At 71.4% G+C, this 18,273-nt stretch carries 16 protein-coding genes; 1 reads left to right on the top strand and 15 read right to left on the bottom strand.

Annotation, left to right across the window (positions count from 1 at the left end):
* Positions 1–6: 6 nt before the first annotated feature.
* The 15 genes from AC069R_RS13405 to pgsA form a co-directional block, all read right to left on the bottom strand.
* Positions 7–2,544 carry a RelA/SpoT family protein gene (locus tag AC069R_RS13405; protein WP_478766963.1) on the bottom strand — a complete coding sequence of 846 codons (2,538 nt, stop codon included), beginning with the start codon at positions 2,542–2,544 and terminating at the stop codon, positions 7–9.
* Between the two features lie 262 nt (positions 2,545–2,806).
* Positions 2,807–3,346 carry an adenine phosphoribosyltransferase gene (locus AC069R_RS13400; protein ID WP_478766962.1) on the bottom strand — a complete coding sequence of 180 codons (540 nt, stop codon included), beginning with the start codon at positions 3,344–3,346 and terminating at the stop codon, positions 2,807–2,809.
* Entirely contained in the window at positions 3,343–4,440 is a 1,098-nt protein-coding gene (secF, locus tag AC069R_RS13395; protein WP_478766961.1) for a protein translocase subunit SecF, read from the bottom strand. Before secF ends, AC069R_RS13400 begins: the two co-directional genes overlap by 4 nt.
* 3 nt (positions 4,441–4,443) lie before the next feature.
* Entirely contained in the window at positions 4,444–6,225 is a 1,782-nt protein-coding gene (secD, locus tag AC069R_RS13390) for a protein translocase subunit SecD (protein WP_478766960.1), read from the bottom strand.
* Positions 6,226–6,370: 145 nt separating this feature from the next.
* Positions 6,371–6,877, bottom strand: coding sequence for a preprotein translocase subunit YajC (gene yajC, locus AC069R_RS13385; RefSeq protein ID WP_478766959.1), 507 nt, complete (start codon positions 6,875–6,877; stop codon positions 6,371–6,373).
* Between the two features lie 192 nt (positions 6,878–7,069).
* On the bottom strand, positions 7,070–8,140 hold the full coding sequence (gene ruvB, locus AC069R_RS13380) for a Holliday junction branch migration DNA helicase RuvB (protein ID WP_478766958.1): 1,071 nt from the start codon (positions 8,138–8,140) through the stop codon (positions 7,070–7,072).
* Between the two features lie 26 nt (positions 8,141–8,166).
* Entirely contained in the window at positions 8,167–8,775 is a 609-nt protein-coding gene (ruvA, locus tag AC069R_RS13375) for a Holliday junction branch migration protein RuvA (RefSeq protein ID WP_478766957.1), read from the bottom strand.
* Between the two features lie 110 nt (positions 8,776–8,885).
* Positions 8,886–9,419, bottom strand: a complete 534-nt coding sequence (gene ruvC, locus AC069R_RS13370; protein ID WP_478766956.1) for a crossover junction endodeoxyribonuclease RuvC — start codon at positions 9,417–9,419, stop codon at positions 8,886–8,888.
* A gap of 117 nt (positions 9,420–9,536) precedes the next feature.
* Complete coding sequence (locus AC069R_RS13365) at positions 9,537–10,289, bottom strand: YebC/PmpR family DNA-binding transcriptional regulator (RefSeq protein WP_397986890.1); 753 nt, start codon at positions 10,287–10,289, stop codon at positions 9,537–9,539.
* Positions 10,290–10,337: 48 nt separating this feature from the next.
* A complete protein-coding gene (gene pdxT / locus AC069R_RS13360; RefSeq protein WP_397986889.1) occupies positions 10,338–10,943 on the bottom strand; it encodes a pyridoxal 5'-phosphate synthase glutaminase subunit PdxT in 606 nt (201 codons plus the stop codon).
* A 27-nt stretch (positions 10,944–10,970) separates the two neighbouring features.
* The gene (gene pdxS / locus AC069R_RS13355; RefSeq protein ID WP_037651067.1) at positions 10,971–11,876 is read right to left on the bottom strand and encodes a pyridoxal 5'-phosphate synthase lyase subunit PdxS; all 906 of its coding nucleotides are present in this window, start codon (positions 11,874–11,876) and stop codon (positions 10,971–10,973) included.
* Positions 11,877–12,003: 127 nt separating this feature from the next.
* Entirely contained in the window at positions 12,004–12,546 is a 543-nt protein-coding gene (locus tag AC069R_RS13350; protein WP_478766955.1) for a LemA family protein, read from the bottom strand.
* Positions 12,547–12,880: 334 nt separating this feature from the next.
* On the bottom strand, positions 12,881–14,044 hold the full coding sequence (locus tag AC069R_RS13345; protein ID WP_478766954.1) for a glycosyltransferase family 4 protein: 1,164 nt from the start codon (positions 14,042–14,044) through the stop codon (positions 12,881–12,883).
* Positions 14,041–14,949, bottom strand: coding sequence for a phosphatidylinositol mannoside acyltransferase (locus AC069R_RS13340; RefSeq protein WP_478766953.1), 909 nt, complete (start codon positions 14,947–14,949; stop codon positions 14,041–14,043). Before AC069R_RS13340 ends, AC069R_RS13345 begins: the two co-directional genes overlap by 4 nt.
* A complete protein-coding gene (pgsA, locus tag AC069R_RS13335; RefSeq protein WP_397986886.1) occupies positions 14,946–15,665 on the bottom strand; it encodes a phosphatidylinositol phosphate synthase in 720 nt (239 codons plus the stop codon). Before pgsA ends, AC069R_RS13340 begins: the two co-directional genes overlap by 4 nt.
* A 324-nt stretch (positions 15,666–15,989) precedes the next feature.
* Between pgsA and AC069R_RS13330 the strand changes: the two genes are divergently transcribed.
* A complete protein-coding gene (locus AC069R_RS13330) occupies positions 15,990–18,188 on the top strand; it encodes an elongation factor G-like protein EF-G2 (RefSeq protein WP_478766952.1) in 2,199 nt (732 codons plus the stop codon).
* Positions 18,189–18,273 lie beyond the last annotated feature (85 nt).

Raw genomic sequence — 18,273 nt, 5'->3', positions numbered from 1 at the left:
CGGTGGTTACGACCGGGTGCGTCCCGAGGTCACGCGGTACACGTCGTACACGCCCTCCACACCGCGCACGGCCTTCAGGACGTGGCCGAGGTGCTTGGGGTCGCCCATTTCGAAGGTGAAGCGGGAGGTGGCGACGCGGTCGCGGGAGGTCTGGACGGCGGCCGACAGGATGTTGACGTGCTGGTCGGACAGCACGCGGGTGACGTCCGAGAGCAGCCGGGAGCGGTCCAGGGCCTCCACCTGGATGGCGACCAGGAAGACCGAGGACTGGGTCGGGGCCCACTCGACGTCGAGGATGCGCTCGGGCTCGCGGGACAGCGACTCCACGTTGAGGCAGTCGCTGCGGTGCACGGAGACGCCGCTGCCGCGGGTGACGAAGCCGATGATCGGGTCGCCGGGCACGGGCGTGCAGCAGCGGGCCAGCTTGACCCACACGTCGTCGACGCCCTTGACCACGACGCCGGGGTCGGCGCTGGAGCGGCGCTTGCGGCGGCCGCGGGACGGCGGGACCGACTCGTCGATCTCCTCGGTGGCGGCCTCCTCGCCGCCGAGGGCCTGCACCAGCTTCTGCACGATGTTCTGCGCGGAGACATGGCCCTCGCCTATCGCCGCGTACAGGGCGGAGATGTCCGAGTAGCGCATCTCGTGCGCGAGCGTGATCAGGGAGTCGCCGTTGAGGATGCGCTGGATCGGCAGGTTCTGCTTGCGCATGGCCCGCACGATGGCGTCCTTGCCCTGCTCGATCGCCTCGTCCCGGCGCTCCTTGGAGAACCAGGCGCGGATCTTGTTGCGCGCCCGCGGCGACTTGACGAAGCCGAGCCAGTCGCGGGAGGGCGCGGCGCCGGGCGCCTTGGAGGTGAAGACCTCCACCAGGTCGCCGTTGTCCAGGGTGGATTCCAGCGGTACGAGGCGGCCGTTGACCCGCGCTCCTATGGTGCGGTGGCCGACCTCGGTGTGCACGGCGTAGGCGAAGTCCACCGGGGTGGCGCCGGCCGGGAGCGCTATGACGTCGCCCTTGGGCGTGAAGACGAAGACCTCGTTGCGCGACAGGTCGAAACGCAGGGACTCCAGGAACTCGCCGGGGTCCTCGGTCTCCTTCTGCCAGTCGAGCAACTGCCGCAGCCACGCCATGTCGTTGATGGCGTCCTTGTCCTTGCCGGTCGTCCTCGGCGCGTCGGTGCGCACCTTGGAGGCGCCGGCGACGGCCTCCTGCTTGTACTTCCAGTGCGCGGCGATGCCGTACTCGGCGCGGCGGTGCATGTCGAAGGTGCGGATCTGGAGTTCGACGGGCTTGCCGTTGGGGCCGATCACCGTGGTGTGCAGCGACTGGTACATGTTGAACTTGGGCATCGCGATGTAGTCCTTGAACCGGCCGGGGACCGGGTTCCATCGCGCGTGCACGGTGCCGAGGGCGGCGTAGCAGTCGCGGACCGTGTCGACCAGGACGCGGATGCCCACCAGGTCGTAGATCTCCGCGAAGTCGCGGCCGCGGACGATCATCTTCTGGTAGACGCTGTAGTAGTGCTTCGGGCGGCCGGTGACGGTCGCCTTGATACGGGCGGCGCGCAGGTCGGACTGGACCTCGTCGGTCACTATGGCGAGGTATTCGTCGCGCTTGGGCGCCCGTTCGGCCACCAGGCGGACGATCTCGTCGTACATCTTGGGGTAGAGGATCGCGAAGGCGAGGTCCTCCAGTTCCCACTTGATGGTGTTCATGCCCAGGCGGTGGGCGAGCGGCGCGTAGATCTCCAGGGTCTCGCGCGCCTTCTTCTCCTGCTTCTCGCGCTTGAGGTAGCGCATGGTGCGCATGTTGTGCAGGCGGTCGGCGAGCTTGATGACCAGGACGCGGGGGTCCTTGGCCATGGCGACGACCATCTTGCGCACGGTCTCGGCCTGCGCGGCCTCGCCGAACTTGACCTTGTCGAGCTTGGTGACGCCGTCGACGAGGAGGGCGACGACGTCGCCGAAGTCGCGGCGCAGGTCCTCCAGGCCGTACTCGGTGTCCTCGACCGTGTCGTGCAGCAGGCCCGCCATCAGCGTGGCCGGGTCCATGCCCAGCTCGGCGAGGATGGTGGTGACCGCGAGCGGGTGCGTGATGTACGGGTCGCCGCTCTTGCGCTTCTGGCCGCGGTGCCAGCGCTCGGCGACCTGGTAGGCGCGTTCGATCTGGCGGAGGGTGGAGTTCTCGATCTTCGGATCGTTGCTGCGCACTATCCGCAGCAGCGGCTCCAGGACCGGGTTGTACGGGTTCGCGCGCTGGACGCCGAGGCGGGCGAGGCGGGCGCGGACGCGGTTGGAGGAGCCGGAGCGGCCGGGCTGCACGGCGGGCGGGCGCACCACGGGGGGCTGGGCCGGGCGCTCGGCGGGGGTCGCCGGTTTGGGGCGCGCGGACTCCGCGGACTTCTCGACGGGCGCGGACGGGGCATGCTCGACCGCCCCGCGGGTGTCGTTCGTGGCGGTCGACACGTTCGGCGCGGGCTTGGCCGCGGGCGCCGAGGCGGGCTCGGGCTTGGCGGCGGTCAGTGGCTGGGCCTCGTCTGGCAAGAGGGCTCCTCGTGCGCGTTCCGGGTCCCCCGGTCAGGCTCCGGAGACCCCATGGTAGCGATCCCGCCGCCGCGGATCGCCCGCAGGCGGAACGCAGGGACCGAGTACCCGTGTAACGCCAGGGGTGCGCAGGAGATTCCGGGAGGTGGCCGGGCGGTGATGTCCGGGGGCGGGCCGGGCGCCGGGAAGGGCGGGGAAACGCCGTACGGCCGCCTCGGCGGCGTGCCGGGGCGGCCGTACGGTGTTGTCGGCGGGGGCTCGCTCAGACCTGGAGGAGGGCCTGCAGGGGGGCTCCGGCGAGGGGCGGCTCCAGGCGGGTGCGGGCGCCGAGGAAGCCCAGCTCCATCAGGACCGCGAGGCCCGCGACCTCGGCGCCGGCGCGCTGGATGAGGTGGATCGCCGCCTCGGCGGTGCCACCGGTGGCCAGCACGTCGTCCACGATCAGGACGCGGTCGCCACCGGTCAGGTCCTCGGCGTGGACCTCGATCTCGGCCGAGCCGTACTCCAGGTCGTACGCCTGGCGCAGGGTGGCGCCGGGCAGCTTGCCGGCCTTGCGGACCGGGATGAAGCCCAGGCCCGCGCGGACGGCGACCGGGGCGCCGAGGATGAAGCCGCGGGCCTCCAGGCCGACGATCTTCGTGGCGCCGGTGCTCGTGGCGATGCCGGCGAGCGTGTCGGTGAGGGCGGTGAACGCGGCGGGGTCCGCCAGCAGCGGCGTGATGTCCTTGAACATCACGCCCGGCTCCGGGTAGTCCGCGACATCGCGGATGCGGCTGAGCAGCAGCTCCTGGATGTCGGTCATCGGCGCTTGCCCGCCTGCCGGCCGCGGCCCCGGCCGCGGGGGGAGGGCTGGTTGCGCGGGCCGACCACGGCGGGCGCGGCGTCCTCGGCGTCGCCGCCCGCGGTGGCGGGACCGGCCTCCGAAGCGGCCTGGGCGCGCTTGGCCATGATCCGCTTGGTGAGCGCCTTCATCGCGGGCTCGCGCTCCTTGAGGTCGGCGACGAGCGGGGTGGCGATGAAGATCGAGGAGTACGCACCGGCCGCGAGGCCGACGAACAGCGACAGCGAGATGTCGTTGAGGTCACCGGCACCGAGGAAGCCGCCGCCGATGAACAGCAGGCCGGCGACCGGCAGCAGGGCGACGACCGTGGTGTTGATGGAGCGGACCAGGGTGCCGTTGATCGACCGGTTGGCGATCTCGCTGTAGGTGAAGCGGGTCTGCTTGGTGATGTCCTTCGTCTGCTCCTTGAGGCTGTCGAAGACGACGACCGTGTCGTAGAGCGAGTAACCGAGGATGGTCAGCAGACCGATGATGGTGCCGGGCGAGACCTCGAAGCCGACCAGGGCGTAAATACCGGTCGTGATGGTGATGTCGTGGATCAGGGCGACCAGGGCCGCGACGGCCATGCGCCACTCGAAGGCGATGGCCAGGTAGATCACGACGAGCACCATGAAGATCGCCAGGCCCTCCCAGGCCTTGTCGGCGATCTCCTGGCCCCAGCTCGGGCCGACCAGGTCGGCGGCGAGCTTCTCGGGGTCGAGCTTCAGGTCCTTGGCCAGGCTCTGCTTGACCTGGTCGGACTTGGCGGTGTCCAGGCCGGCGACCTGGATGCGCAGGCTGCCGTTGCCGAGCTTCTGCACGACGGCCTCGTGGCCCGAGGCGTCTTTGGCGTACGTCTCCGCCTGGGCGACCGAGACGTTCATGCTGGTCGGCGTGGTGAAGACGGCACCGCCCTGGAAGTCGATGCTCATGTTCAGGCCGCGCACCGCCAGGCCGAGGATGGCCGTGATGGTGATCAGGATGGAGACGCCATACCAGATCTTGCGCTTGCCGATGAAGTCGTAGCTGATCTCGCCGCGGTGCAGCCGGGCGCCGATGGTGCCGAGTTTCGACATCGCTCACGCCTCCTTCGGGTCGACAGGGCCGGCCGGACCGGCGGGACGGCGGGTGCGGCGCAGCGGCGGATTGACGCCGAGACTCTTCGGGTCGAGTCCGGACCACTTGTTGCCGCCCGCGAAGAACTTGCGGCGGGCGAGCAGCGTCATCAGCGGCTTGGTGAACAGGAAGACCACGACCACGTCAAGCAGGGTGGTCAGGCCCAGCGTGAACGCGAAGCCCTGGACCTTGCCGACGGTCACGATGAACAGGACGGCGGCGGCGAGGAAGGACACGAAGTCGGAGACCAGGACGGTGCGCCGGGCGCGCGGCCAGGCGCGCTCGACGGCGGGGCGCAGCGAGCGGCCCTCGCGGATCTCGTCCCGGATGCGTTCGAAGTAGACGATGAACGAGTCGGCTGTGATGCCGATGGCGACGATGGCGCCGCAGACGGCCGGCAGGTTCAGCGCGAAGTGGATGGTCGGGCCGAGCAGCGACATGATCACGTAGGTGAGGATCGCGGAGACCATCAGGGACGCCACGGCGATGAGCGACAGCCCGCGGTAGTAGAACACCAGGTAGATGATCACGAGGGCGAGGCCGATCGCGCCGGCGAGGAGACCGGCGTGCAGCTGCTGGCCGCCGAGCGCGGCGGTCACCGTGGTGACGCTCGACTCCTTGAAGGACAGCGGGAGCGCGCCATACGACAGCATGTTGGCGAGGCTCTGGGCGTCCTGCTGGTTGAAGCTGCCCGAGATCTCGGCCTGGCCGCCGGTGATGGCGGTCTGGACGTACGGGTGGGAGACGACCTGGTCGTCGAGGACGATCGCGAACTCGTTCTGCGGGGTGGTCTTCTGCGTCAGCTGGCCGGTGATGTCGGCGAACTTCTTGGCGCCCTTGGAGTCGAAGGTCATCTGGACCTGCCAGCCGCTCGCGCCCTGGGTGTCGAAGACGGCCTGCGCCTTCTTCACGTCCTGGCCGTCGACGGCGACGGGGCCGAGCAGGAACTTGCTCCAGATCTTGCCGTCCTTGCCGCAGGCGACGGTCGACTCACCGGGCTTGGCGCCCTGCCCCGCGCTGTTCTGCGCGGAGGGCTTGGTGCAGTCGAGGGCCGCGTAGCGCGCCTGGAGGTCGGAGGAGCCCTTGTTCCCGGAGGGGGACGGCGAGGGCGAGGTGCTGGCGCCGGGGGTCGTGGACCCGGTCGCGGACGGCGACGGGGAGGTCTTCTTCAGCGCGTCGGTGACGGCGCGGCCCTGAGTGGTCGCGGACGCCGAGGGGCTGCTGGACCCGGTGGCCTTCTGCGAGCCGGTGGACGCGCTCGGTGAGGGGCTGCTGGAGGCGCCCGGAGAGGGGCTGCCGCCCTTGGTGGCGCTCGGGCTGGGCTGGCCGGTGGCGCCCTGGGCCTCCCGCTGCAGGACGGGGCGGAAGTACAGCTTGGCGGTGGTGCCGACCTGCTGCTGTGCCTCCTTGGAGTTCGTGCCCCGCGGAATGTTGACGATGATGTTGCGATCGCCCTGGGTCTGGACTTCCGCCTCCGACACGCCAAGACCGTTGACACGGCGGTTCATGATGTCGACCGCGGTGTCCATGTTGGTCTTGTTGATCGCGTTGGGCTGGCCCGGCTGGTTGACCGCCGTCAGCGTGATGCTGGTGCCGCCGGCAAGGTCGATACCGAGACGGGGGGTGGTGTGCCCTGAGGCGAACATTCCGCCGGTGAGCGCCACGATGGCGATCAGGATCAGGGCCAGTGAGCGCCCTGGTTTGCCCTGGGCGCTCGAGCTCCGGCCCTTCTTAGGTGCTGCCACCTTCTCGTACTCCCTCTCGGGCCGCCCCGCGCCCGGTCGGCGCTCGGCGGCCATGACATGGTGTCGGGCTCCCCGTGCGGGAAACAGACGCGCCCGGTGGTGCGCGGGGCGTGATTATGCCGTCTCGCGCACCACCGGGGCGTGACTACTTCGCGTCGGAGTCGCCGTCGGTCTTCTTCGGCTGGTCCTCCGTCGTGGCCTCGGCGGCCCCGGACTCGCCGGCGGTGTCCTCGTCGGCGTCCTTCTTACCGAGGTCGATCTTGTCGTCGGAGGCGGCGGCAGCGGCGGCAGATCCGTCGGTCTCGTCGGTCTCGGTGAGGGAGGAGGCGTCGTCCGGGACGATGTCGGCGTCGGACTTCAGGTCGTGCTCGATGCCGTGCACGATGCGGTTGTACTCGTCGTCGGTGAGGACGGCGCCGATCGCGTTCTTCGCGAAGAGGAGGTCCACGCCGGGAGCGGCGTCGAGGAGGACGGTGTCCTCGTTGATCTCCTTGACCGTCGCGTACATTCCCCCGATCGTGCGGACACCGGATCCGGGCTGCATCTCATTGCGCATCTGCGCGGCCTGCTGCTGCTTCTTCTTGGCAGAGCGCGTCATCAGGAACATGGCCGCGATGAGCACGATGAACGGGAGAAGGGTATACGGGTTCACGGGACGGGATTTCCTTCGCGCGACCGCGACGGAGAGCGGCCTTTTCGGGGATGGGGGTGTGTCGGCGCCGCCCACAAGGGCGGCATCGGCGGAGTCTAAGCGAGTCCGCGCACATGGAACAACGCCCAGCATGGCACCTGGGTTCCGCACCGGGCCACTGCCGAAGCGGAGGGGCGCCCGGCGCCGGTGGTGTCACGTCCCGAACAGGTCCTGTTGTCCGTTTCCCGGCGCGGCGGAGCCGGGCGGGGTGAGACCGAGGTGTGTCCAGGCGGCGGGCGTGGCGACGCGGCCGCGCGGGGTGCGGGCCAGCAGTCCCTCGCGGACCAGGAAGGGTTCCGCGACCTCCTCGACGGTCTCCCGCTCCTCCCCCACCGCGACGGCCAGGGTGGACAGGCCGACGGGGCCGCCGGCGAAAAGCTTCAGCAAAGCCTCCAGGACGGCGCGGTCCAGCCGGTCCAGGCCCCGCGCGTCGACCTCGTAGACGGCGAGGGCGGCCGCGGCGATCTCCCTGGTGATCATGCCGTCCGCCTTGACCTGCGCGTAGTCGCGGACGCGGCGCAGCAGGCGGTTGGCGATGCGGGGGGTGCCGCGGGAGCGGCCCGCGATCTCGGCGGCGCCCTCGGTGTCGATGCCGACGTCCAGGAGCTGCGCGGAGCGGTGTACGACGCGCTCCAGTTCGCGCGGCTCGTAGAACTCCATGTGCGCGGTGAAGCCGAAGCGGTCGCGCAGCGGGGGCGGCAGCAGGCCGGCGCGGGTGGTGGCGCCGACCAGGGTGAACGGGGGCAGTTCGAGGGGGATGGCGGTGGCGCCGGGGCCCTTGCCGACGATGACGTCGACACGGAAGTCCTCCATCGCCATGTACAGCATCTCCTCGGCGGGCCGGGACATGCGGTGGATCTCGTCCAGGAAGAGGACTTCGCCCTCCTGGAGGGAGGAGAGGATCGCGGCGAGGTCGCCGGCGTGCTGGATGGCGGGGCCCGAGGTGATGCGGATGGGGGCGCCCATCTCGGCCGCGATGATCATCGACAGGGTGGTCTTGCCGAGGCCGGGCGCGCCGGAGAGCAGTACGTGGTCGGCGGTGGCGCCGCGCGCGCGGGCCGCCCGCAGCACCAGGTCGAGCTGTTCGCGGACCTTCTCCTGCCCGATGAACTCGCCGAGGTCCTTGGGGCGCAGGGCGGCCTCGACGGCCTGGTCCTCGCGGTCGGCGACGGAGCCCACCAGCCGCTCGGCGTCGGGTGTGTCGGCCGGGTCGTCCCAGTTCATGTGGTGTGCCTCAACAGGGGTGGGGGTCAGCGGGCGCGGTTCAGGGTCTGGAGGGCTGCCTTCAGGAGGGGGCCGACCTGGGGGGTGCCGCCCGCCGCCTCGGCCTGCGGGGCCACGGCGGTCACGGCTTCGTCGGCCTCGCGGGTGGCGTAGCCGAGGCCGATGAGGGCCGCGTGCAGCTGGTCGCGCCAGCCCTGGGTGACCGGGGCGCCGAGGGCGGGGGCGGTGCCGGTGGGAGCGCCGAGGCGGTCCTTGAGTTCGAGGAGCAGTTTCTGGGCGCCCCTCTTGCCGATGCCGGGGACCGCGGTGAGCGCCTTCTCGTCCGCGCCGGCGACGGCGCGGCGCAGGGCGTCCGGGGTGTGCACGGCGAGCATGGCCTGGGCGAGCCGGGGGCCGACGCCGCTGGCCGTCTGGAGCAGTTCGAAGACCTGGCGCGTGTCGTCGTCGGCGAAGCCGTACAGGGTCAGCGAGTCCTCGCGGACGACCAGCGAGGTGTGCAGCCGGGCGGGCTGTCCGACGCGGAGCGTGGCCAGGGTGTCCGGGGTGCACCGGACGGCCATGCCGACGCCGCCGACCTCCACCACCGCGGTGTCGGGGGTGAGCGCGGTGACCGTGCCGCTGACGGAGGCGATCATGCCGTACGGCCTTTCGTCGTGTGGGTGGTGTTGCTGGGCCAGGTTATGCGGTGGCACCGACAGCACCGCGCAGGCCCCGATGATCAAGGACCGACGGCCCTCTTCCCGTGTCACCGGCCCTTCGGCGCGTGTGCGGTGTGCAGGGCGACGGCCTGCTGGAGCCGGTTCTGGGCGGGGGCGCGCCAGATGTGGCAGATGGCGAGCGCGAGGGCGTCGGCGGCGTCGGCGGGCTTGGGCGGCGCGGCGAGCCGGAGCAGCCGGGTGACCATGGCGCCGACCTGGGCCTTGTCGGCGCGGCCCGAGCCGGTGACGGCGGCCTTGACCTCGCTGGGGGTGTGCAGCGCGACGGGGATGCCGCGGCGGGCGGCGCACAGCATGGCGACGGCGCTGGCCTGGGCGGTCCCCATGACGGTGCGCACATTGTGCTGGCTGAAGATGCGCTCCACGGCGACGAACTCCGGCCGGTGTTCGTCCAGCCACTGCTCGATGCCCCGCTCGACGGCGAGCAGTCGGTGGCTGAGCTCGGCGTCCGCGGGGGTGCGGACGACACCGACGCCGACCATGGTGAGCGGGCGCCCCGCGACCCCCTCCACCACGCCGACCCCGCACCGGGTCAGCCCCGGATCCACCCCCAGTACCCGCACCGGGTCCCCCCTCCCTGCGACTGCTCGATCACCTGTTTGTGCAGGCTATCGGGTGCCTCTGACAACGCGACGGGCCGACGGGGTGTGTCCCGTCGGCCCGTCGCGATGCTCCACGCGTTACGCGTCGACCTTCTCCATGACCTCGTCGCTCACGTCGAAGTTGGCGAAGACGTTCTGCACGTCGTCGCTGTCCTCCAGGGCGTCGATCAGCTTGAAGATCTTCTTGGCGCCCTCCTCGTCCAGCTCGACCTGCATGGTCGGGACGAAGTTGGCCTCGGCGGAGTCGTAGTCGATACCGGCCTCCTGGAGGGCGGTGCGGACCGCGACCAGGTCGGTGGCCTCGCTGAGCACCTCGAAGGACTCGCCGAGGTCGTTGACCTCCTCGGCACCGGCGTCCAGGACGGCGGCGAGCACGTCGTCCTCGGTCAGCTCGCCCTTGGGGACGATGATGACGCCCTTGCGGTTGAAGAGGTACGACACCGAGCCGGGGTCGGCCATGTTGCCGCCGTTGCGGGTCATGGCGACGCGCACGTCGGAGGCGGCGCGGTTGCGGTTGTCGGTAAGGCACTCGATGAGGACCGCGACACCGTTCGGGCCGTAGCCCTCGTACATGATCGTCTCGTAGTCGGCGCCGCCGGCCTCGAGACCGCCACCGCGCTTGATCGCGGAGTCGATGTTCTTGTTCGGGACCGACTGCTTCTTGGCCTTCTGGACGGCGTCGTAGAGCGTCGGGTTACCGTCGAGGTCCACGCCGCCCATGCGCGCGGCAACCTCGATGTTCTTGATCAGCTTCGCGAAGAGCTTGCCGCGCTTGGCGTCGATCACGGCCTTCTTGTGCTTCGTCGTAGCCCATTTAGAGTGGCCGGACATCTGCCTGTCTCCTTCGCGTTACCCATCTATGAACGAACGCCTGAGATCCTACAAGGACTCCGCGGTGGCGTTGGCGCGCACCATGTCCACGAACAGGGCGTGCACACGGTGGTCGCCCGTCAGTTCCGGGTGGAAGGATGTGGCGAGCGCGTTGCCCTGGCGGACGGCGACGATGTGACCGCCGTGCTCGGCAAGCACCTCGGCGCCCGCGCCCACGGACTCCACCCAGGGAGCGCGGATGAAGACGCCCTCCACAGGATCGCCCGCGACGCCGCGCACGTCGACCGCGGCCTCGAAGGACTCGTTCTGGCGTCCGAAGGCGTTACGGCGCACGATCATGTCGATGCCGCCTATGGTCTCCTGGCCCGAGCGCGGGTCGAGGATCTTGTCGGCCAGCATGATCATGCCCGCGCAGGTGCCGTAGACGGGCATGCCGGCGCGCACCCGCGCGCGCAGGGGCTCCATCACGCCGAACAGCACGGCCAGCTTGGAGATGGTGGTGGACTCGCCGCCGGGCAGGACGAGCGCGTCGACCTCGGCGAGTTCCTCGGGGCGCCGCACCGGCCTGGCCACGGCGTCCGCCGCGGCCAGGGCGATGAGGTGCTCCCGTACGTCGCCCTGGAGCGCCAGGACACCGATGACAGGAGTGTTCATGGGATTCGGATACCTGTGGTCCCGTGCTTACCAGCCGCGGTTCGCGTAGCGCTCGGTCTCGGGGAGGGTGTCGCAGTTGATGCCGACCATGGCCTCGCCGAGGTTGCGCGACGCGTCCGCGATGATCTTCGGGTCGTCGTAGAAGGTGGTGGCCTTCACGATGGCGGCGGCACGCTTGGCCGGGTCGCCGGACTTGAAGATGCCGGAGCCGACGAACACGCCCTCGGCGCCGAGCTGGCGCATCAGGGCCGCGTCGGCCGGGGTAGCCACGCCGCCGGCGGAGAACAGCACCACGGGGAGCTTGCCCAGCTCGGCGACTTCCTTGACCAGTTCGTAGGGGGCGCGCAGCTCCTTGGCGGCGGCGTACAGCTCGTTGTTGTCGCAGCCGCGCAGCTTGGCGATCTCGCCCTTGATCTGGCGCAGGTGGCGCACGGCCTCCACGACGTTGCCGGTGCCGGCCTCGCCCTTGGAGCGGATCATCGCGGCACCCTCGGCGATGCGGCGCAGGGCCTCGCCCAGGTTGGTGGCGCCGCACACGAACGGGGTGGTGAACGCCCACTTGTCGGAGTGGTTGACCTCGTCGGCCGGGGTGAGGACCTCGGACTCGTCGATGTAGTCCACGCCGAGGGACTGCAGGACCTGGGCCTCGACGAAGTGGCCGATGCGGGACTTGGCCATGACCGGGATGGAGACGGCGTCGATGATGCCCTCGATCATGTCCGGGTCGGACATCCGGGCCACGCCGCCGTCCTTGCGGATGTCGGCCGGGACCCGCTCCAGGGCCATGACGGCGACGGCGCCCGCGTCCTCGGCGATCTTCGCCTGCTCCGGGGTGACGACGTCCATGATGACGCCGCCCTTGAGCTGCTCGGCCATGCCGCGCTTCACGCGGGCGGTACCGGTCTCGGGAGCCTGGTTCTCGGTGGTGGACACGGGTGACCTCACTGAAGTGAAAGAGGGTTCTCTGCTGCACCGAGGAAACGCGAGCGGACCAGGCCACAGCAAGGGCCAATGGAAAGCCGGTGGCTCGTTTTCGCTGGGAATGCCAGGTGAGGGGTGGTCAGGCGGCCCGTTCCACCAGGGCGGCGGGCGGCTCGTCGTCCATCTCGAAGGCCAGTGGGAAGGGGGCGTGGCCGGCCAGCCGGAACCAGCGGACCTTGCGGTGCTCGCGCAGCCGGCGGGCGGCGCCCACGGCGTCGTTGTGGAAGCGGCGGGCCATCGGGACCCGGCGGACGGCCTCGGCCAGCTCATGGGCGGCGTCCTCGCCGCCGGGCGCCTCGCGCAGGGCCTCCACCTGGGCCGGTTCCGCGAACACCGCGCGCAGCGCCTGGCTCAGCTCGCTCTCGGCCACCTCCCGCTGCTCCTCCTCGGCCTGCCGGGCGGCGTGCGCGGCCTCGTACAGCACGATCGAGGCGGCCGGGTCGAGCACGCCGGAGGTGGCGAGTTCCTGGGCGACGGAGGCGCGGCGCAGCAGCTGGGCGTCGAGCGCGGCGCGGGCCGCGTCCATCCGTACGTGCAGCCGGTCCAGGCGGCCTGCGGTCCAGCTCAGGTAGACGCCGATCGCGAGGAGGGCGACGAGGATCCAGATGAGGGTTGCGGTCACGCGGGAAGGCTACCGGCAGCCCGTCGGCCCACCGGACGCGCGCCTGGACGGCACCTGTTTCACCCGCGCACGGGGTTTCGGCCCCGGACAAGGTCGAAGTGCCGCCCAGGGGTGAAGATTCCGCCTCGTGGCGTCGGTCCTGCCCAGAGGTCGCGGTCCCGCCCAGAGCGCCCAGGGGCGTCGGCCCCGCCCAGGGGTGCCGGCCCCGGCCAGGAACCTCGGTCCCCGCCCGGAGGTTTCGGCTCCGGACGAGGTCCAAGCCGGCACCCCGCGAGCCTCGCTCCCACCGCAGGTTTCGGCCCCGGACGAGAGCTGAGCCGGCGCCCAGCAGGCCTCAGTCCCGCGCCAGTCCGAACCGCGCCCGCAGTCCCGTCGAACGTTCGTCCGCCGCGACCGCCGTGGTGCCGTCCGTGACCGTCTCGTAGACGGAGAGGATGTCCGCGCCGACCGTGGACCAGTCGAAGCGCCGTACATGGGCGCTGCCGCGGGCGCGCAGCGCGGCCCGGCGCTCCGGGTCGGCGAGCAGCCGTACGGCGGCGTCGGCGAGCGCGTCGGCGTCCTCGTTGGCGAAGATCTCGCCCGCTCGGCCCTCGTCGAGGACCTGCACGAAGGCGTCGAGGTCGGAGGCGAGCACGGGGGCGCCCGCCGACATGGCCTCGACCAGGATGATGCCGAAGCTCTCACCGCCGGTGTTGGGCGCCACGTACACGTCCACGCTGCGCAGCAGGCGTGCCTTGTCCTCGTCGCTGACCATGCCGAGGAACTCCACCCGCGAGCGCAGTGGCGCGGGCAGGTTCTCGACGGCCGCCTCCTCGTCGCCGCGGCCCGCGACCAGCAGCCGTGCGCCGGGCCGCGCGGCCAGGATCTTCGGCAGAGCCCTCATCAGCACGGGCAGGCCCTTGCGGGGCTCGTCGATACGGCCGATGAAGCCGATCGTCTCCCCCTGCCACTCGGGTTTCGGCTCCGCCTCGGCGAAGAAGTCGACGTCGACGCCGTTGGGGATGACCACCGCGTCCCCGCCCAGGTGCTCCACCAGCGTGCGCCGGGCGTACTCGCTCACCGCGATCCGGGCGCTGATCTTCTCCAGGGCGGCCTGGAGGATCGAGTACGCGGCGATCATCGCCCGCGAGCGCGGGTTGGAGGTGTGGAAGGTGGCCACGATCGGGCCCTGCGCCGCCCAGCAGGTGAGCAGGCCCAGCGAGGGCGAGGTCGGCTCGTGGATGTGCACCACGTCGAAGGCGCCGTCGTGCAGCCAGCGCCGCACCCGCGCGGCCGACAGGAAGCCGAAGTTCAGCCGGGCCACCGAGCCGTTGTACGGCACCGGGACCGCGCGGCCCGCCGAGACGACGTACGGCGGCAGCGGGGTGTCGTCGTCGGCCGGGGCCAGCACCGAGACCTCGTGGCCGAGGCGGATGAAGTACTCGGCGAGGTCGCGGATGTGGAACTGGACGCCACCGGGCACGTCCCAGGAGTACGGGCAGACGATCCCGATTCTCACGCGGGTCCCTTCGCGGGGTCGAGGTCGGCGAGCCACAGCCGCTGGAGCATGTGCCAGTCCTCCGGGTGCTCGGCGATCCCGGTGGCGAAGGCGTCGGCCAGGGCCTGGGTCATGACGGACGTCTTCTCGGCACGGGTGCCCGACGCGGGCACTTCGAGCGGGGGATGGACCCGGCCCCGCATGACCGGCGAGTCGTCGTACCAGAGGGTGACCGGCAGCAGCAGGGCGCCGGTGTGCTGGGCGAGCAGGGCGGGGCCGGCGGGCATCCGGGCCTTCTCGCCGAAGAAGTCGACCTCGACGCCGGAGGCGGACAGGTCCCGGTCCGCGACCAGGCAGACCAGACCGCCGTCGCGCAGCCTGCGGGCCAGGGTGCCGAAGGCGGAGCCGCCGCTGTGCGGCAGCACCTCCATGCCGAGGCCCTCGCGGTAGGCGACGAAGCGGTCGTAGAGCGTCTCGGGCTTGAGGCGTTCGGCGACCGTGGTGAACGGGGTGCCCAGCGCCGTGGTCACCCAGGCGCCGGCCAGGTCCCAGTTGGCCAGGTGCGGCAGGGCGAGGATCACGCCCTTGCCGGCGTCGAGGCCCTCGGTCAGGTGGTGGACGTCCTTGGGGTCGAAGCCCGCCTTGATCCGCTCCGGGCTCCAGGCGGGCAGCCGGAAGGACTCCATCCAGTAACGCAGGTAGGAGCGCATGCCCTTGCGGGAGAGTTCCGCGAGCCGCTCGGGGGTGGCGCCGGGCACCACCCGCGCGTAGTTCGCCTCCAGGCGCAGCACGCCCTTGCCGCGCTTCTTCCAGGCGAGGTCGGCGATGGAGCGCCCGAGGCGGACGGCGAGGGGTTCCGGGAGCTTCTTGACGGTGCTCCAGCCCGCGCCGTACAGCCCGTCGCTGAGCCGGTCGGCGAGGCTCACTGGGCCGCTCCGCTCGCGTCCTGCCGCGCGGCCGCCTCGGCCTCCGCGGACTCCCGGCGCACCGTGACGACCCGCTGGACCAGGGTGACCAGGCTGCCCGCGGCCACGATCCACAGGGCGATCGGCAGCAGCCACTGGATGCCCGGCACCCCGAATTTGTGCAGGCCCGCGAAACCGGCCGCGACCAGCGAGATCACCAGCCGCTCGGCGCGCTCGACCAGTCCGTTGACGGCGACCGGGAGCCCGATCGACTCGCCGCGCGCCTTGGTGTACGACACCACCTGACCGCTGGCCAGGCAGAAGATCGAGACCGCGCACATCATGTTGTCGTCGCCCCGCCCCGCGTACCAGAGCGCGAAGCCGCCGAAGATCGCGCCGTCCGCGACCCGGTCCAGGGTGGAGTCCAGGAAGGCGCCCCAGCGGCTGGAGCGGCCCAGCTGGCGGGCCATGTTGCCGTCGACCAGGTCGGAGAAGACGAACAGGGTGATCACGACCGTGCCCCAGAAGAACTCGCCTCGGGGATAGAAGACCAGCGCGCCCGCCACCACGCCCGCCGTGCCGAGCAGCGTGACCGTGTCGGGGCTCACCCCCCGCCGGATGAGAAACGCGGCGAACGGTGTGAGGACACGCGTGAAGAATGCACGCGCGTACTTGTTCAGCATGGCCTTCCCGACGGTCGGTGTCGCCGCGGCCCTGATGGCCGTCGGCTGGCCCATCGTAGCCACGCGCGCGTACGCGTGGCGGGCGGGCACCCGCGGCCCGTGCGCCGAGGTGGTGCGCCGGGGCTCGCGCACAGCTCCCCGCGAGCGGCCCGTACGACCCCGCGCGGGGCGCCGGCCTGGAGAACCGGGCGGCCCCGCGCGGGGAACGGGCGGCGGCCACCGCGGGACCTCGTCGGACGGCGGGATCGGGGCCGTCGTATGGACGCCACGTGACGGGAGTGGAAAGCTCGAATAACCGCGGGCGTCGCCGAAGCCGCCGCAGCACGCGGTTCGCGTGTCCGCGCCCCGATGACCTCACCGTGCACGGGAGGCAGGATCATGGGCGACAAGACTCAGACACACCCCGGAGCCGCCGGCAGGGCTCTGACGGCCGACCAACCCGCGTCCATACGGAACGTGGTGCTGGTCGGCCCCTCCGGATCGGGCAAGACGACCCTGGTGGAGGCCCTCGCGCTGACCGCCGGGGCGGTGAACCGGGCGGGCCGCGTGGAGGACGGCGGCTCCGTCTCCGACTACGACGAGATCGAGCATCGCCAGCAGCGCTCCGTCCAGCTGTCCCTGGTGCCGGTCGCCTGGGACGGCATCAAGATCAACATCCTGGACACCCCCGGCTACGCCGACTTCGTCGGGGAGCTGCGGGCCGGTCTGCGCGCCGCGGACGCGGCCCTCTTCGTCGTCTCGGCCGCGGACGGCGTGGACGGCTCCACCCGCATGGTGTGGGAGGAGTGCGCGGCCGTCGGGATGCCCCGCGCGATCGTGATCACCCACCTGGAGGCGGCCCGCGCCGACTTCGAGGAGACGACCCGGATCTGCGCCGAGGCCTTCGGCGGCGACGACCCCGACGCCGTACTCCCCCTCTACCTGCCGCTGCGCGGACCCGAGGGACCCGACGGGCACACGCCCGTCACCGGCCTGGTGGGACTGCTCACCCGCAAGCTGTTCGACTACTCGACCGGCGAACGCAAGGAGTCCGAACCCGGCCCCGACCAGCTGTCCGACCTGGACGAGGCCCGCGACCGGCTCATCGAGGGGATCATCGCCGAAAGCGAGGACGAGACCCTCATGGACCGCTACCTCGGCGGCGAACAGGTCGAGCTGAAGACCCTCGTCCAGGACCTCGAACGGGCCGTGGCCCGCGGCAGCTTCTTCCCGGTGCTGGCCGCCGCCCCCGCCGCCGACGGCGCCCGCCAGGGCCTCGGCACCGTGGAACTGCTCGACCTGGTCACCGGCGGCTTCCCGACCCCCTTCGAACACCCCATGCCCGGCGTGACCACCATCGACGGCGAGCCCCGCGAACTCACACCGTGCGACACCGGGGGGCCGCTGGCCGCAGAGGTCGTCAAGACCGCCTCCGACCCCTACGTCGGCCGCCTCTCCCTGGTCCGCGTCTTCTCCGGCACCCTGCGCCCCGACCAGCCGGTGCACGTCTCCGGACACGGCCTGACCGACCGCGGCCACGAGGACCACGACGTCGACGAGAAGGTCGGCGCCCTGTCCATGCCCTTCGGCAAACAGCAGCGACCGGTCACCCAGGCCGTCGCCGGCGACCTGGTGTGCGTCGCCAAACTCGCCCGCGCCGAGACCGGGGACACCCTCTCCGCCAAGGACGACCCGCTGCTGATGGAGCCCTGGCGGATGCCGGACCCGCTGCTCCCCGTCGCCATCCAGGCGCACAGCAAGGCCGACGAGGACAAACTCTCGCAAGGGCTGTCCCGGCTGGTCGCCGAGGACCCGACGATGCGCCTGGAGCAGAACCAGGACACCCACCAGGTGGTGCTGTGGTGCCTGGGCGAGGCGCACGCGGACGTCGCGCTGGAACGGCTGCGCAGCCGCTACGGCGTCCAGGTCGACGTCGTACCGCACAAGGTCTCCCTGCGCGAGACGTTCGCCGGCAAGGCCACCGGGCGCGGCCGGCACGTCAAGCAGTCCGGCGGCCACGGCCAGTACGCCATCTGCGAGATCGAGGTCGAACCGCTGCCCGGCGGCTCCGGCATCGAGTTCGTGGACAAGGTGGTCGGCGGGGCGGTGCCGCGCCAGTTCATCCCCTCCGTGGAGAAGGGGATCCGCGCCCAGGCCGCCAAGGGCGTCGCCGCCGGACATCCCCTCGTGGACGTACGGGTCACCCTGGTCGACGGCAAGGCGCACTCGGTGGACTCCTCCGACGCCGCCTTCCAGACCGCGGGCGCGCTCGCCCTGCGCGAGGCCGCCGCCGACGCGAAGATCCATCTCCTGGAGCCCGTCGCCGAGGTCGGCGTCCTGGTCCCCGACGACTACGTGGGCGCCGTGATGAGCGACCTCTCGGGCCGCCGCGGCCGGCTGCTCGGCACCGAACAGGTGGGCGCCGGCCGCACCCTGATCCGGGCCGAGGTCCCCGAGTTCGAGATCGGCCGCTACGCCGTCGACCTGCGCTCGCTCTCCCACGGCACGGCCCGCTTCGACCGGGCGTACGCGCGGCACGAGCCGATGCCCGCGCAGATCGCCGAACGCATCCGCGAACAGGGCGGGGACGAGGGGTAGTTCGGCGGGTGGTTCACCGATTCGGGGCGGACGGCTTCCGCCGTCCGCCCCCCGGCTGTCGGTGCCGGCGGATACCCTGATCACC

The organism is Streptomyces sp. NPDC043952 (assembly GCF_056435325.1).
The sequence above is the reverse complement of the archived record's forward strand: the minus strand, read 5'-3'. Positions and strand labels throughout refer to the sequence as shown.